The following is a 15732-nucleotide window of genomic DNA, read 5'->3' on the forward strand; positions in this document are numbered from 1 at the left end:
CGTTTGGCTCGCCTACATCGGTGTGCGCGAAGAGGGCGCCGCCGCGAACGCGCCTGGCCCTGTTGGCGCCACGACGCCCGTGGACCGGCATACGTTGACAAGCTTGGCAGAAGCTGCACTTCTGGCCATCGTCGATCTGGATGATCCGCGCGCGCTTAGCCGTGAGCAGGCGTTGACGGACAAGGCGCGTAGCCTTTGGGAGCATCACCAGGCGGTCATGGCGCCCTTTCTCGATCCGGTGCAACTGCAGGATGCACTTGCCACGACCGGCGGCATCGGCCCCTTGGTACGGATGGCCCTGCGGGACAGCAATACGAGTCGAGCGACGGTGTACCGCTTGTGGCGATTGCTGTGCGCCCGGGGCTTCACCGGGCTGTCACTGATGCCCTCCTTTGATCAATGTGGCGCGCCTGGCGTGCTGCGCCCGGTGGAGGGAGGCCGACGAAAGCCGGGCGTCAAATCATCACATGAGCGGGTCGGCGCCGAAGATCCGTTTCCGCAGCGCGGCGCCACGCAAGAGGACCGCATCAAGATCGTCGCCCATGTCAGTCGACACTGGAAAGACGGAATGACGACCGAAGGTCTGTACGACGAGGTCATCAGAGCCACTTACGTCAGGCGCTACGTGCAGACGCCGACTGGACGAGAAGCCGTGATGCCGCCGCCGGGGACGTACCCGAACAAGCGGCAGTTTCGCCACATCGTAGAAACCGAATTCAAGGCGCTTGAGCGGTCCCTCCGTCGCACGACGACGGGTCACTGGAACCGGAACCGTCGCGGCTTGCGAGGCCACAGCTACGACGGCGTTGCAGGCCCTGGTCACGCCTACGCAATCGACTCCACGATCGGCGACGTGCACTTGCGCAGTGGCGTCAACCGGGCTTGGGTTGTCGGGCGCCCCATCGTCTACGTCATCGTCGACGTGTGGTCCACTGCCGTGGTCGGCTTCTATGCCTGCTTGAGGCCGCCGTCATGGCGCGCAGCCAAGCTCGCGCTGTATTCGACTTTTGCGGACCCGACAGTCATCGCGGCGCTGTGGGGATACCAGTACTGCCCGGTCCTGGAGCCCACGCCGGCGGCGCCGTTCACGCTTTGGTGCGATCGAGGCGAGTACCTCTCCGCAGCCGCACGTGAGACCCTGCTGCGCCTCGGCCTCAACTCCGCTTTCAATCCCGCATACCGGCCAGACCTCAAAGGCTTGGTCGAAGTGCTGCACAGGATTGCGAAGGACTCGCAGTTCTCGGACTTCATTCCCGGCGCCATAGACGCGCGCCGCCGCGAGCTGGAACTGAAGACGGATGCGAGGGAGTCGGCGCTGACATTGCGGGAGTACGTGCAGTACCTGTACATGGTGTTTACGAGATACAACGCCCATGCGAATCGCGAAGATCGCATGACGGCCGAGATGATCGCCGCTGGGGTGCGCGCTACGCCCTCCGGTCTGTGGCGGTTTGGTCACGAGATGGGCTTCGGTTTTCGGCGGCACACGCCGCATGACCAACTGGTGGCAGGTCTACTGGAACAAGCAACACTAACCGCTCGTCGCACGGGGAACTTCGTTGAGTCCTTGCAGTACGACGGAGACCTCGCGATCGAGGAGCAATGGTCGGCACAGGCGCGCAACTTCGGTGTGTTGGAACGCACGGCCTATCGCTTCCCGGGCTACGCCGGCAAGCTCTGGGTACCTGGCGCGACTGGACTTCACGAGTTCCACCTGCGTCCCAACAGCCGGGCATTGCCTCAGACCACCTTGGACGAGTGGCGAGACACGCTCGGGGTGCGAGCTGGCATCCGCCAGTCGATGCCCTCCAGCAGCATCGACAGTTGCGCTGGGGTGAGCGACACGGCACCGGAGGTGGCCTGTGGCCAGACGAAGCGGCCGCGTTCCAATCGCTTGCTCAACAGCAGCAGGCCCTGGCCGTCGAACCACAGCACCTTGATCATGTCGCCGCGCTTGCCGCGGAAGACGAACACGTGGCCGGAGTACGGGTTGTCGGCCAATGCGGTCTGTACCAAGGCCGTCAGGCCGTCGAAGCCCTTGCGCATGTCGGTGTGGCCGGCTGCGATCCACACCCGCGTGTTCGGCGGCAGGCCCAGCATCAGCGATGGACCTCGCTCACGGCCTTCAGCACCTCCCGCAGCGTGCCGGCGTCGACGTGAGTCGGAACGATGATGCGGACGCTCTGGATCACGATCTCGATGGGGGACGCCGCCGCAGCCACCTTCGGGCTCGGTGCGCGATCACAGACGCTCACCGACAGCAGTGCCGGTGGCAGGGCCTGCCCACCCGTGGGTCGCTCCTTGCACCAGCGCCGCGCCAGGTTCGCGTTGACCCCGTACTTGAGCGCGACGCCCGAAAGCGAGGCACCGGGCACCCGACAAGCATCGACCACCGTCTGCTTGAATTCCTCAGCATGCGGGCGTCGCTTACGAGGCGTGCCGGCTGCATTCTTGCCGCTCTTGTTAGCGTCCACTATGTCCATAGTGGGAACTATCTAAGGTCCGCGAACCGGGATCAATGTGCCCAGACCGGACGCATACATAGAAGCGCACGATGCGTTCGAGTATGTTGTGGGTCACGCGGTTTCGGATACTGAGCGTGAGCTTCAAGTTCTCCTTTGGGAACTCCACGATAAGACTCGGCGCTTGCGCATGTTGGAGGCCATAGGTTCAACCGACCCCAGAACAGACGACATTCGAGCGGACGCCGATCGTCTTAGGGCGGAACTGAAGGCGCATGCGCTCTACGGAACAATCCGCGCAGACATTCGGCGCAAGGTTGACGAAGGCGATCCGCCGGCGTTTCATCTAAGTCAGCGCGAGCGCTGTGCTGCAAGCAACGTGAACTACGAGTACTACAACGCGGTCACGATGCAGCTTTCTCAGCACGTCCACTCTTTGCCCTACGCAGTCCATCAGTTGTTTCAGTTCCGGGCAGGAACGCTAGACGCGCTTCATCTAATGAGCATGCCTGCTCAGTTCGCGTTGCCGTTCTTGATCCGTGTGACGGAAGGGATGGCAGTCCTGATGCCGAACAAGACTCCAGCGCCCCCTAGTAGGACTGCGAGATCGATGAAGCTTTGGCGGGTCCTTTCGACTCAAGGGGTGAAAGGAGCAGCCTAGCCCCTCCATCGACCAGCGTTAGGCCTTGCCATCCAAACCTTAATGTTGGCGCTCAATGACAATCACACGAAAGTCCATGCCGCTCAGAGCGGAAGCCCACCGGCGCGCTTCGCCATCCGACGGTCGTCGTTTATGTCGAACGTTAGGGAGCGACCGCTTTCAGGTCGTTGGTTGCAGTGTCCCGAGCGACGCAATGGGTCGATAGCGGCCGGTCGTCGTTCCCGCCTCGAGGAACCGCTCCCAGCCTAACGCGGTCATTCCATATGTCTCAGACACTCCCTCCCGGACTGCGTTGCAGTTACCGCTCCGAGGGAAGAGGCATGGCGTCTTGATGATCTTAGGCAGCTGGGTACGGATGCTCTCGATAGCGTTGGTTGTGTAAATCACGCGGCAGCGCCGACGGGAACGCAAAGAACGGAATTACCGACTCCAGCTGCATCGCCAGGCGGCCACCACGGTGGAGATCTTGGTACCCCACGCGCCCGACTCAAAAGCAACCAGTTCTGGCGCTGCGGCTTCAGTGCTAGCGGCGGTGTAAACCGCCTGAGTGCCGCGGTCAGCGCTTTGCGGTCCTTCCAACTGGGGAAGTGCAAGCCGTTGCGGATTAAGTGCGCGATGCAAGTCTGCAGCATGGTGGTGGGAAACACTGCCGCCAGGGCCTCGGGCAGGCCCTTCCGGGCGTCGTGACGGCAATCAGGGGATGTCGCCCACCCCACGCGTCTTCGGCGAACGTCAACGTCGGCCCATGCGGACGCGTGGGCTTCCACTGGTGTTCGGTCATGCCTCAGTGCTTGCGAGTGAGCCGTAGCACCGCCCACGTACCCAACGAAACGACGACGAAGCAGATGCCGTACAGGAGCAATGCTTCCGCGTCAGCTGCGCTCTCCTGGTTGGTTACCCCGGTCACTTTCAAGAACCACCCGGCGAACCAGTCTGGGAAGCTGGGGCCGATGTCCGGGCGAGCGATCCATAGGCGGCCCAGTACGAAAGTCGCCACGGCAACCCACAGGCCGATGAGAATGGGATGCCGCTTCATGACACGGTGACGATGCCGTAGGCCTTCAAATTCGAGCCTTGAACCGCGGTCGACGGCAGGCTGCGAAGCATCGCGCTGAGACGTTGGAAATCGCCTTCGTGCTCGATCGTGATGCAGCCCTGGCTGATGCCCATCGGTCCTTTCGGATGCAGACGGAATTGCCCACGGCCGATAGAGTCGCAGACGACCTGGTCGTCGATCCGACCGTCATCCTTGTAAAGCGCGAACCACCCGTGCTTATCGGTCCCGAAGACGCTCCGCAAAGCCGCGAGGCGTCCGCCTGATTGCCGATCGAAGATGTAGTAACGGCCGGGTGGGATCGGGCCGACGCTGGGATGACATGCGGCCGCTCGCTTGTTCCTATCGGCGTCCATGCCCGAGAAAACCGGAAAGCGGGTGCCACCGACGAATCGCGTGCCGCCGACCACAAGATCGCTCAACGGCTTGTCGTTGAGGATGAAGGTGCATTGAAACATTATTGTTCCCTCCCTGTTGACCGAGCCAGTGTAGAAGCTCGGCGCCGGGGAGGACACGTAGCAGGCGCAACGGATTGCTGCTGTGTACAGCGAAATTGGCGGACTTCACTTCCTTCTCGCTGCTACGGCGGAAGGGAGCAGGTCAGTCGCCCTCGCACAACCCGGCTTGCGCCACCGCCATCGTCCCGCAAGCAAGCCGTGCCAAGCAAACGATCCCTTCGACGACATCGCGGTGCAGCTCGTCCAGATCCCCATCGAACGCCAACATCTCGAGGTGGGCCACGGTCATGCGCACCAGGCGTAGTGAGGTGCGACAGGCGTCTTCGATCGAGACGTCGCCGCGCACCTCGAAGGCATCGACGCCGCTGCGGAGTTCGCTGTTGGGCGAGTGCATGCCGCATGCGCGCAGGACTGCGTGGCGGTCATATGCGCCGAGCGCATCGAGTGGTGTACGTGCTCCGAGGCAGCGGTTTCCTGGCATTCCTTCTCCCCGACACGAGACTATAGTCTGTGGACTATAGTACGCATCGGCGCGAGAGTGCGCGCCATGCCACGCGCAAGAGACGAAACTGTCATTGCTGCCTTTGCCGACGTCCTGGCCGGGTTGCGCCGCGCGCGAGGGCTGACACAGGAAGCGCTGGCGCATGAGGCAGGTATAGACCGTACCTTCGTCGGGCTGCTGGAGACGGGCAAGCGACAACCAACGCTGAGCGTGCTCTTTGCGCTAGCCGGAGCATTGGGCGTCAAGCCCGAGAAGCTGGTCGCAGATACACGCAGTCGTGCGGCTGGTTGAGCGTCTCCAGAGAACCTGAAAGTCAAGCGCGAGGCGATGAACTGCAGGCGGCTGCCTTCCAGCCCGCCATTGCCACGGCCGTGATCACAGGCACTATGCTCGTTGACCATATTGGCGTGCCGAGGCTGCGACTTCGTCCTCGCCATCCCTTGTAAAAGCAGCTGCACCAGGCGAGGCCCCCTCGTTGGCCCGCCGCAACGCAGTCAGCCCGCCCACTTGCGAACTCGCTTCGATATCTGCATCATTCGCGCCCTATTGCTGAAGGCGCCCACGACAGCGCCCGCATGACGGAGATTCCTCTTATGTCCTCCTTGTTCATTTCGACCATCGACTGAACACGGTTCCCGAGCCCCGGCTGAACCGTGTCTGTTCTCAGATACGGCCTCAGACCGCGCGGCACGCAAAGCCCCGCAGCCATTGAGCCGGGGCTTTTGCTTTTCGGAAACCGAAGTGAGTGCACAACTCCGTTCCCGCGCCCTCCAAGAGGGGCGGATCAAGGCCTTGCGCCGCATGAAACAGCCGATGACGCTGGTGCTCGAAACGAGCCCCGCTGCGCGCGACCCCGTCGCGCGCGCGCTCGGCCAACGTGGCCCGCGTGGCGCAGGCCAACACATCCAAAGCCGCGGCGCCCAGCGCCGTGCCGACCGCGTGGCGCTGCAGGCGCTGCTGCGACGAAAGGATTGGGATGAATGATTCCCAGGAACTGCGCGAACAACTGGCGCAGAGAAACCAACATCTGCAGGAGATCGCCGCCCAGCTCAAGACCGAGCTGTTCGGCATCGACACCATCATCGATCGCGTCATCGATTCCGTGCGCGCCTGGTACGTGCTGCCGGAGCTCGTCTCGCGACCCGTCATCGTCTGCCTCTGGGGCCTGACCGGCACCGGCAAGACGCAGCTGGTGCGTCGGCTGGCGCAGCTGCTGGGCTTCTACGATCGCTTCGTGGAAGTGCAGATGGACGGCTTCTCGAACGGCGCGAGCTGGCGCGGCGCGCAGAGCGTCTCGGGCATGCTGGCGCAGTCGGGCGTGCGCGAGGGCGAGCCGGGCATCCTCGCGCTCGACGAGTTCCAGCGCTTCCGCACCATCAATGACAAGCGCGGTGAGGTGCGCGTCGAGCGCTACCAGGACGTCTGGGCCCTGCTGTCCGACGGCCGTCTGCCGCCCGCGCTCTCGCTCTTGGGCAACATCGAATCGTCCATTGCCGAGGCCGCGTACGACGCCGAGCGCGCCGAGGCCAGTGATGCCAAGCTGCACTTCAAGCTGCGCAGCTGGGAGGCGCAGGAGTTGCAACGCAACCTCAAGCTCGACGAGCCGCTGATGGAGATCATGGCCTGGACGCCCGAGGAGATCCAGCAGAGGCTGCGCGCCTTCCGCGAAAGCGGGCAGCTCCAATGGGAGACCGACTACAGCCGCCTGCTCGTCTTCGTTTGCGGCAATCTCGATGAGATGTACGAGGACCTCGCCACCAGCGTAGACGACTGTGACAGCGACGCCGACACCTTCAATGCGCTGACCAGCAAACTGAGCGTGATCGACGTCAAGCAGGCGCTCAACAGGCGCTTCAAGCCCGAACAGGTGGCGCGACTGGGCAACGAGCACGTGATCTATCCCTCGCTCTCCAGGCGAGCATACGAGCAGTTGATCGAGCAGGGATGTGCCCGCTATGCCCGCGAGACTGAAGCCCGCTGCGGGCTGCACTTCGAGCTGGACCCAAGCGTGCGCGAGCAGATCTACGCCAACGCCGTCTTCCCCGCCCAGGGTACGCGGCCGCTGTTCTCATCGCTGCACGCCATCCTCGGCGCCGGCCTGGCCAAGGCAGCGCTGTGGGCGCTCGAACGCGGCGCCGCGGCCGGCGAAAGCGTGGGCCTCACCGCCGATGGCCGCAGCCTGATCGCGCATTGGCGCGGGCAGTCGCACGCCATCGCCGCGCCCTTCGAGATCAGCCGCCTGCGCCAGCGCAGCAACGCCGACTTTCGTGCGCTGCTGGCCGTGCACGAGGCCGGGCACGGGCTCGTGCACGCGCTGCTCTTCGGCCGCGCGCCACAGGAAATCAAGATCCACGTGGCGAGCTTCGAGGGCGGCTACAACGCCTACACCTCGCGCAAGGTCTGGTCACGCCGCAATCTGCTCGACTCCATCTGCACCAGCCTCGCCGGCCGCGCCGCCGAGCGGCTCGTCTTCGGGCCTGAGATGAGTTCCAGCGGCGCTGAGAGCGATCTGCGCAAGGCCACCGAAACGGCGGCCCGCATGCTGCGCCACTTGGGCCACGGCCAGCGCATCGGCCGCAGCGACGTGTCGAACAACAGCGACGACAACCTCTGCACCGACGTAGAAGCCAGCAACGGGCCGATCGAAGCCCTGCTGCAGGCCGAGCACGCGCGGGCCACGAGGCTCATCGAAACCCATCGCGACGCGCTGCTGGCGCTGGTGGATGAGCTGATGGAGCAGGGGCAGGTCACGCCGGCGCGGTTTGCCGCGGTGGTGGGGCTGCCGCTGGAGAGGCCGGAGGATGCGTTGGATCCGTATGCGCAGAGGTTGGCGGAGTTTCGGAAGGAGGGGCGGGAGCGGCTGAGGGCGTAGTGCGGGTGGTGCAATCTCCGAAGGGCGCATGCAGCGGGCGTTCTCGGCGGCCTGGGTCTCAGCCTTCCTGGCTGAACGTGGCCTGCCAACGCTGCCGCCCGTTGCCGATTCGCAAACGGTCGCTGCGAATCGTCAGCCGCGCCTTCCGGATAGAGCGCCGCAAACTTGAATTGCCAAGAACACGTGCGGGTGGTCCTGTGCCAAACCCGCCGCAGGACGGCACGAATTCACGCGCTCAAAGAGACAGGAGAGAACGGCAAGTGCCGGCCGCTCTAGCCCCTCACCCCAGCACCGTCTCCGCCAGCAGTTCATCCAGCCGAGACATATCCGGCGCACCAATCGTCGGCGGCGCCTCGGCCAGTCGTCCCATTAGCCCCTCCAGGTAAGCATTCAACCCCGGCCGCGCCGGCAGCCATTCCTGCTCCCCGCTGCGCCGCTTCACCGCCAGCAATTCCTCGATGTCTTGCAACACCGCGCGCTCCGTCACCAGCTCGCGCACCAGCAACTCGAACGCCATCGGCGGAGCCGCTTCGGGTCGCTCGAGCACCCACTGTGCCGCGAGCAGCGGCCGCAGCACATACAAGTACTTCTTCGCCCGAACCTGGTCGCCCTGCAGGTACTCCCTGTAGTTGCCCCGCCCCATCGCAAAGTAGTGATGGAAGGAGCGCACCGGCTGGTACACCGCAGCCGCCACGTCGCGCAGACGCTGCACGAACCGGTCGTCCTGCCGGTACACCACCGGCGAGCTGAGCCATTCGACCAGCGTTGCATTGCCTTTCGCGAGCAGTTGCAGCGCCTTGCGCACATCCCAACCGTTGACGTCGAAGACCGGTCCCGGCGCTTCCTCGATGACGTCGCGCACAGGTGCCACCCGCAGGTACTCCTGCACCGGCCGCACGAAAACGAAGCGCACGTCGTAGTCCGAATCAGGCGACGCGAAGCCCCAGCCCCGGCTGCCCGACTCGCAAGCATAGAGAACACGCACGTCGTGCTCGGCCTCCACCGCCTGCAGCTTCCGCAGGATCTCTTGCCGCACGGCCGGGTCGATCGGGTGCGCCTCCGTGTCGCCGAAGGCGCACCCCCCTTGGTATGGTTCGTTCATCTCTCACTCCTTCACATCGTCATCATCATGGTGGTGCCGCGTCAGCCGTGCATCACCACCTCAGCCGTCACCTTCTGCGGCGCCACCTCGTAGTGGTCAAACTGCATCGTGTACTGCGCACGCCCGGAAGAGAGCGCCCGCAGGTTCCCGATGTAGCCAAACATCTCCTTCAGCGGCACCTGCGCGTCGATCGCGACCGCCTGGCCCCGCGCCTGCTGGCCCCGCACGATGCCGCGCCGGCGGTGCAGGTCGCCGATGCAGTCGCCCAGATGCTCGGCCGGGGTCACGACCTCGACCGCCATCACCGGCTCCAGCACCTGCGGCTCGGCTTTCGCAAACGCCTCTCGCGCCGCGGCCGCCGCGGCCAGCTCGAAGGCCATCGCCGACGAGTCGCGCTCGTGGAAGCCGCCGTCCACCAGCGTCACCGCGAAGTCGACGCAGGGGAAACCGGCCACCACACCCGTCTGTGCCGCTCGGCGTACACCCGCTTCCACCGCCGGCACGAACTCACGGGGAATCGCGCCGCCGACAATCCGGCTTTCGAACCGGATGCCTTCGCCTCGCGCCAAAGGCTCGAAGCGCAGCCAGACCTCGGCGAACTGCCCCGGGCCGCCGGTCTGCTTCTTGTGCACGTGGTGCACTTCGACAGCCCGGCCGAGCGTCTCGCGGTAAGCCACCTGCGGGCGACCCACCTGCACCTCCACGCCGTGGCGCGAGCGCAGCTTCTCGATCGACACCTCCAGCTGCAGCTCACCCATGCCCGAGAGGATGGTCTGCCCCGACTCGGCGTCGTGCCGCATCCGCAGGCTCGGGTCCTCGCGCAGCAAGGTCTGCAGGGCCTTGGCCAGGCCTTGCGCGTCCTCGCGCGTGCGCGGCTCGACGGCGACGTCGATCACCGGCTCCGGCACGCTGATCTCCTCCAGGTGCAGAGGGTGCGCCGGGTCGCACAGCGTGTGCCCGGTCAGCGTCTCCTTCAAGCCGACGATCGCCGCGATGTCGCCTGCCTGCAGCTCGTCGACCTCGACATGGTCGTCGGCATGCACCTCGTACAGCCGCGACACACGCTCCACGCGCCCGGTGCTCGCATCGAGCACCGCATCGCCGCGCCGCAGCCGGCCACGGTAGACCCGCACAAACACCATCGAGCCATGGCCTTCGGCCACCACCTTGAAGGCCAGCGCAGCGAACGGCCCTTCAGGGTCGGACGCAGGCTCGCCTTCGGCACGCTGGACGTCCTTCGGCGCCGGCAGGAAGTCGACCACCGCGTCCAGCAGCGGCTCCACCCCGCGGTTGCGGAAGGCTGAGCCGGCCAGCGCCGGCACGAACGCACCCGACAGCACACCACGGCGGATGCAGCGTCGCAACAGGGCTGCCTCCAGCGGTTCACCGTTCAAGTAGGCGTTCAGCGCCTGCTCGTCCTGCTCGACCACGGCTTCGATCAAACGGGCGCGGTGATGGTCAGCAAGCTCCACCAACTCGGGCGGCACCGGCAGCGAACGATGGGGTTGGCTCGCGTCGTCGCGGTCCCACACCAGCGCTTGCAGGGTGATGAGATCCACTACGCCACGGAAGTCGCCCTCGGTGCCGACCGGCAGCTGCAGCGGCACCACCGTCGTGCCCAACCGTTCCTCCATCATGCCCACCACCCGCAGGAAGTCGGCTCCCACCCGGTCGAGCTTGTTGATGAAGGCGATGCGGGGCACGCGGTACTTGTCCGCCAGGCGCCAGTTGGTCTCGGTCTGCGGCTCCACGCCCGCCACACCATCGAACACCACCACGGCGCCGTCGAGCACACGCAGCGAACGGTTCACCTCGATGTTGAAGTCGATGTGGCCGGGCGTGTCGATCAGATTGATCTGCACGCCTTTCCAATGGACGGTGATGGCAGCGCTGTTGATGGTGATGCCACGGCGGCGCTCCTGCGGGTCGTAGTCCATGCGGGTGTTGCCGTTGTGCACGTCACCGATGCGATGGTTCTCGCCGGTGTAGAACAGGATACGTTCGGAGGTCGTGGTCTTGCCGGCGTCCACGTGGGCAATGACGCCGATGTTGCGCAGTTGTCTGGATGATCTCGGGTTCATGGCGAATCTTTCTTCTCAAGCCTGTTGGGCAAGACGCTGCCCTCAGGCCGGTTCGCCTGATGCAGGGCTAGCGTCGCGGATGCGGAAGATGGCCGGAGCGTGCGCGCACGCAGTCCACGCTCCGGCGGGCGGAAATCGTGGCGATCAGCTTGTCGTAGGTGCGCATGGTGGAACCCTAGAAAACACAAAACCCCGGAGGGCGGAGCCTGCCGGGGTTTGAGGGCCGGAAGGCATACAGGCCTTCCGAACGCGATCGAAAGGCGCTTCAGGTGGCGATGGTCGCCTTGATCACGTTGATGAGTTTCATGGTTTCGATATTGTCCTAGAGCTCGAACCACTTCGCAACATCCTGTTGATGTGCATGTTGTCGCGAGTCGACGGCGAACGGGCTCAAGCAAAGCGCGTCGGGGGCCTTGTGGCGGAGGCGACAGGAAGCACGCGTGACGGCAAGAGCGGGACGGCCCCCCAAATTTGGGGGAAGATGCCGCGGGGAGACTGGTCTAATGCCGCCCACCATCACAAGCAGGGAACAAGCCGGGATTCATCGCCTTTGCGCGGTAGCGTCGGGCGTGCTGCGGTTGACTCAGCCCGCCTTCGCCATCACGAGGACGGTGCCTCAACTACAAAAATGCTGACAGACTCGGCGGGCGGCGACACCTTCAAGACCAAGGCCGCGGTTGCCCAACCATCTGCTTCACGCCGGGCATCTGAACGGGCACACGCCCTTCTGCCCGTCCCAGCAGCTCGCCCCCTCCCAACAACTGCTCCGGGGTCATAACCGGCAGCCGGTCAGCCAAGAGACTGAAGAACCGATGGCGGCGCCACTGCTCGTGTTCGCCCACCACGTACACCCGCCGTTTCGCGCGCGTCAGGGCAACGTTCAAAAGGTTGGGTTTTGCTGCAGCGAAGCCGGATATCGCGCCGGGTCGTGCAAGATCTCCCCCGAGCAGCAGGACCACGACATCGGCTTCTTTGCCCTGGAACGTATGAATGGTGCCGCAAGCATCCTTGACGTTTGGGATGCCCGCACGGTTCCACATCTCCTTGGCGCCCGCCGCGACGTCCTTGAAGGGTGCGATCAAGTACACATGGGCTCGCCCGTCTTCGTCGAACACCTGGCGGTTGACATACGCCAGCGAGAGAACTTGCTTGACCACCTCGATGGCGACGCTCCCTTGAACGGACACCCAGTGGCCGCCGCCCGAGCGTGAGGGGACATCGATCCAGCAGCTCTCGCCCAGCCACTGTCGATCCTGCTCATCCTTGCCGATCAACGTGCCATATTCCATCAGGCCGTCATAAGAGATCGCATTCGAAATGCTGAACATGGGATCGACGCAACGGCGATGAACCCGCAAGGGACTACCGACCCACTCTCCATCGATCACCGTCCCATAACGGTTGGCGCGGTCGGCCAAGACCTGGGCGGAGGCGAGGCGCGGATTCCACGTCGCAGGTAGACCCAAACGGTCCTCGAGCGCGTCGACCACTTGGGCGGGGACCGTGACGACCGGCTCCAGTTGGAGCGGGTCGCCGACGACCAGCGCCCTCTTCGCGCGCCATAGCGCGCCGGCGGCCGCTTGCGGCGGCGCCTGCCCGGCCTCGTCTATGAACACCCACCCCAGGCTCTCTCGGTCCATGCCGCGGAAGACGGTGCCCATCGATGCAAACGTGGTCGAGACCACCGGCACGCAAAGGAACAGGCATTCCCAGAGATGCCCCACACCGGCGCAGACGTTTGCCGGCACCAGCTTGCCCTGGAGGAGATCCATCAGATGACTCAGGTTCTTCTTCACAACCTCGGCGTTGCGCGCAATGAACGACTTGTGCAACTCGATCGCTTCCACGAACACCTCGTGCCGAAGTTTCTGAAGCGCCGCGTCCGACCAAGGGGCACACGTTTGCCTCTCGCGCTCCGTGTGGCTTGCAAGTTGCCAACCAGCCAATGTCGATGCATCGAATCCGCTGTTGTGGATCACGGCTTCCGCCCTGTCGCGTCCAGAGATGGCCTCAGCCCTTTTCCGAGCGCTCGCACCTGCCGCCTGTTCGAGCGCTTGCACTTCTTCCCGCAACCTGGCCACTTGGGATTCACACGCAGCCACCTCCCGGTGAGCCGCCTCATGAGCATCGAGATACCGCTGCAGGTCGAACGCATCGGCCGCCACGTCGAGGGCGTCTTCTGCCACGCGAAGCTGTTGATCCAGGCTGCCGAACTCCTCGACCCAGCGCGCAAACTGGATGATCGACATTTCGATGTGGAGGCACTTTTCCACTGCCTGCGCCCTGTCCTTGCTCCATATCCTGAAGCCGCGGGTGTTGAAAAAGCGTGCGAGTGCACCGGGCCTTCGCCTGTCGATCTCGTCTATCGCGCGTGAATGAAGGGCTGCCATGGCACGCAGATCCGCCAGAGCATCGCCTGCGCGATGTGAATCCCAGTCGGACGCCTGGGTGTTGGCCACGGCCGGCATTTTTTTCATGTGGTCTCGGCGTCGCGCGATCGCCTGTCCGAGGTCTTTCGCTTTGGCGCGCGCCGCATCCGCCAGACCCAGCCTTTCCCGGCTAGCCACCTCCAGGCCTCTTGCCGTCTCAAGCTCGCCCTGCTGGGTCTGCAGCGCCTGCTGAATCTTCCGGTGCAGGGCCTCCGCGGCGTTCGCCTCCTGCCTCAGTTCCTCTACCTCTGCCAACACATCGGCCAGTTGTTGTCGTTGACGCAGGGCCGCCTCGGATCGTTCCAGAGCCGCCTTGAACGTCCGGCATTGCTCTCTCCAAGGCCGGGCACCAGGGACACCGGCTTCTAGAACGCTGCGGAAGCTCACAAACTCGGAGTCCGGCTCTCCCCGCTGGTCCTGCATGGATCGCTGGCCACCGCCTGCGAACCAGAATCGGGTGACAAAGTGATTGCGCAGTTCCGAGTTGCCGAGCACTGCCGCGATCAGTCCCCAGGCGCTGCCGCGCCTGCGCTCCTTGTCCTTGGCGCCGGCAAGCAAGGTTTCGGCCACCGCTGCGAAGTAGTCGATCTTCACGTCGGGCGCGTCGACCGACTTCGCGGCAGGCAACTCTCTCGTCACGTTCTGCGCGGCGCCGTTGTTGAGACAGGCGACGACCATGCCGAACCCATGCAGCCGCGCGTCGAGCGGATACATCTTCCCCGGCTTTTCTCCCCGCACCGGCGCCCCGGCGCCGTCGAACCCGTTGGCCGGTGATGAAAAGGCAGCGAGAACCTTGGCGCGCTCGACGACCAACAGCGCCACCACGTCCCGCAACATGGTGGTCTTGCCAGTACCCGGCGGCCCGTTGACGGAAAAAATCCCGCAAGTGCCGAACAGTTCGCGGCTCAGCGTGTTCACAGCGAACTGTTGCGCCAGGACCATAGGATGGCTAGAGGGCCAGCATCCGGCCGGCAGGTACCGAGGCAGAGTCCCCTCGACGGCGACCTCTCCGTCGTCATCGTGAACCACGTCAACGCGGTCGCCAGAATGGCCTCCGGCCATGTATTGCCTCAGCCCGGCACCCACGGCATCGGACGCCCAAGCTTGCCTGACCAGTAGAAGATCCTGCAGGTAGAAGCTGTTGAGGATGGCCTGCGGCTCGGGCTCGTCGGCATCGCGCCGCAGGCTGACCCGGGTCGCCTCCACCCGCGCCACCTCTTTTACCGGGAACTCTTGTGCGCAGCGCGTCTCTCGCAATGCGAGATCCAGCAGTGCCTCTATGTCGGCGAAAGTGGTGGGACAACGCTCGGTACTGTCGCCGTTGGTCTCGATTTCAGCATTCGATCCGCTCGCGGACGCGCCGCGGTCGCTGCTCGCCAGCGGCTCTTGCGGTGTGACTGGGCGCACCTGCCGCTCTGTCAAGAGGTCCTTCAGCCGTTGAATGGTCGACCGCTCGAATCCATCTTCCCCAGAGAATCCGTCGAAATTCAGCGGGGCGCCGGCACTGGCTGCCTTGATACGGCTGACGGCCCATGGGAGACCCGAGAGACTGGGCTTGCTCGAAACGATGCCGTCCCAGTCGACCTGGAGGGCCAGCACGGCGGCAGGTTCAGTCGATCGGTCGCGTTCAGCATCCGGCGGGTCGACGTCCAACAGTTCGCAAAGGCGCTGGCTCAGGCGCTTCATGTCGAGAAGGCCTGCATAGATCACAAACTCCCAGCGAAACTTCGCCCCGGGGGGAACCCGCAAGTGTCGGCGTTTCGAGCCATCCACCCACGGTAGATCCTGTTCATTCCGAACCGACCAGCAAAACTTCTCGGGGTTGTGTGCCGGCGCAACCGCGGGTTGTAGGTGCTCGATCGCCTGCCAATAGTTGAGGATCTCGTCGGCTCTTGCTCGGTCCATGCGGGTTCCCGGTTCAATAGCGGCAGCAACAACGAGCTTGCTGTCTGGCGGGTTGGGGGAAACGGCTTGGACTAAACCATAGCGGTAGAGGGACGGGTCGAGAGATATGTGCCGGTTGGTATCCGCGCCGTGGAAGTGCCCTTGCTTCAACGGTTCCTGGGTTGAAGAGATCAGGGCGTGCGTTGCAACGGCGATCGCCGCCATGG

The 15732-nt window shown here is 64.4% G+C and carries 11 protein-coding genes and 1 pseudogene; 3 read left to right on the top strand and 9 right to left on the bottom strand.

Features of this window, described 5'->3' with window-relative positions:
- Positions 1–1740: 1740 nt before the first annotated feature.
- From tnpB to AAW51_RS02890, 6 genes and pseudogenes are all read right to left on the bottom strand, one after another.
- Positions 1741–2100, bottom strand: a complete 360-nt coding sequence (tnpB, locus tag AAW51_RS30370) for an IS66 family insertion sequence element accessory protein TnpB (RefSeq protein WP_047193417.1) — start codon at positions 2098–2100, stop codon at positions 1741–1743.
- Complete coding sequence (locus tag AAW51_RS27780; RefSeq protein WP_157359589.1) at positions 2100–2483, bottom strand: hypothetical protein; 384 nt, start codon at positions 2481–2483, stop codon at positions 2100–2102. The genes tnpB and AAW51_RS27780 overlap by 1 nt, the downstream gene beginning before the upstream one ends.
- Before the next feature lie 949 nt (positions 2484–3432).
- Positions 3433–3846 (bottom strand): annotated as a pseudogene (locus AAW51_RS30375) (transposase); the annotation flags it as partial.
- Between the two features lie 61 nt (positions 3847–3907).
- On the bottom strand, positions 3908–4159 hold the full coding sequence (locus AAW51_RS02880) for a hypothetical protein (RefSeq protein WP_047193418.1): 252 nt from the start codon (positions 4157–4159) through the stop codon (positions 3908–3910).
- Entirely contained in the window at positions 4156–4635 is a 480-nt protein-coding gene (locus AAW51_RS02885; protein ID WP_047193419.1) for a DUF2778 domain-containing protein, read from the bottom strand. Before AAW51_RS02885 ends, AAW51_RS02880 begins: the two co-directional genes overlap by 4 nt.
- 142 nt (positions 4636–4777) lie before the next feature.
- A complete protein-coding gene (locus AAW51_RS02890; RefSeq protein ID WP_047193420.1) occupies positions 4778–5029 on the bottom strand; it encodes a hypothetical protein in 252 nt (83 codons plus the stop codon).
- Between the two features lie 153 nt (positions 5030–5182).
- On the opposite strand from AAW51_RS02890, the gene AAW51_RS28900 reads away from it, so the two are divergent.
- The 3 genes from AAW51_RS28900 to AAW51_RS02905 all read left to right on the top strand — a co-directional run bounded on the left by AAW51_RS28900 (position 5183) and on the right by AAW51_RS02905 (position 8009).
- Entirely contained in the window at positions 5183–5428 is a 246-nt protein-coding gene (locus AAW51_RS28900) for a helix-turn-helix domain-containing protein (RefSeq protein ID WP_047193421.1), read from the top strand.
- A gap of 450 nt (positions 5429–5878) precedes the next feature.
- Positions 5879–6121: a hypothetical protein gene (locus AAW51_RS02900; RefSeq protein ID WP_047193422.1), complete on the top strand. Its 243-nt coding sequence runs from the start codon at positions 5879–5881 to the stop codon at positions 6119–6121.
- Positions 6114–8009: an AAA family ATPase gene (locus tag AAW51_RS02905; RefSeq protein WP_047193423.1), complete on the top strand. Its 1896-nt coding sequence runs from the start codon at positions 6114–6116 to the stop codon at positions 8007–8009. The genes AAW51_RS02900 and AAW51_RS02905 overlap by 8 nt, the downstream gene beginning before the upstream one ends.
- 280 nt (positions 8010–8289) lie before the next feature.
- Here the strand turns inward: AAW51_RS02905 and AAW51_RS02910 are convergent, their stop codons facing one another.
- The 3 genes from AAW51_RS02910 to AAW51_RS02920 all read right to left on the bottom strand — a co-directional run bounded on the left by AAW51_RS02910 (position 8290) and on the right by AAW51_RS02920 (position 15730).
- Entirely contained in the window at positions 8290–9111 is an 822-nt protein-coding gene (locus AAW51_RS02910; protein ID WP_047193424.1) for a nucleotidyltransferase domain-containing protein, read from the bottom strand.
- A 41-nt stretch (positions 9112–9152) separates the two neighbouring features.
- Positions 9153–11192: an elongation factor G gene (gene fusA / locus AAW51_RS02915; protein ID WP_047193425.1), complete on the bottom strand. Its 2040-nt coding sequence runs from the start codon at positions 11190–11192 to the stop codon at positions 9153–9155.
- Positions 11193–11851: 659 nt separating this feature from the next.
- A complete protein-coding gene (locus AAW51_RS02920; protein WP_157359590.1) occupies positions 11852–15730 on the bottom strand; it encodes a DEAD/DEAH box helicase in 3879 nt (1292 codons plus the stop codon).
- Between the last annotated feature and the right edge of the window lie 2 nt (positions 15731–15732).

This window comes from Caldimonas brevitalea (assembly GCF_001017435.1).
In the GTDB taxonomy this organism is placed as follows: domain Bacteria; phylum Pseudomonadota; class Gammaproteobacteria; order Burkholderiales; family Burkholderiaceae_C; genus Caldimonas; species Caldimonas brevitalea.

Bases quoted from the DNA above. Each gene is read 5' to 3' on its own strand.
- AAW51_RS02905 (WP_047193423.1), top strand. From the start codon at position 6,114: ATGAATGATTCCCAGGAACTGCGCGAACAACTGGCGCAGAGAAACCAA.
- tnpB (WP_047193417.1), bottom strand. From the start codon at position 2,100: ATGCTGGGCCTGCCGCCGAACACGCGGGTGTGGATCGCAGCCGGCCAC.
- AAW51_RS02920 (WP_157359590.1), bottom strand. From the start codon at position 15,730: ATGGCGGCGATCGCCGTTGCAACGCACGCCCTGATCTCTTCAACCCAG.
- fusA (WP_047193425.1), bottom strand. From the start codon at position 11,192: ATGAACCCGAGATCATCCAGACAACTGCGCAACATCGGCGTCATTGCC.
- AAW51_RS02890 (WP_047193420.1), bottom strand. From the start codon at position 5,029: ATGCACTCGCCCAACAGCGAACTCCGCAGCGGCGTCGATGCCTTCGAG.
- AAW51_RS27780 (WP_157359589.1), bottom strand. From the start codon at position 2,483: ATGGACATAGTGGACGCTAACAAGAGCGGCAAGAATGCAGCCGGCACG.
- AAW51_RS02910 (WP_047193424.1), bottom strand. From the start codon at position 9,111: ATGAACGAACCATACCAAGGGGGGTGCGCCTTCGGCGACACGGAGGCG.
- AAW51_RS28900 (WP_047193421.1), top strand. From the start codon at position 5,183: ATGCCACGCGCAAGAGACGAAACTGTCATTGCTGCCTTTGCCGACGTC.
- AAW51_RS02880 (WP_047193418.1), bottom strand. From the start codon at position 4,159: ATGAAGCGGCATCCCATTCTCATCGGCCTGTGGGTTGCCGTGGCGACT.
- AAW51_RS02885 (WP_047193419.1), bottom strand. From the start codon at position 4,635: ATGTTTCAATGCACCTTCATCCTCAACGACAAGCCGTTGAGCGATCTT.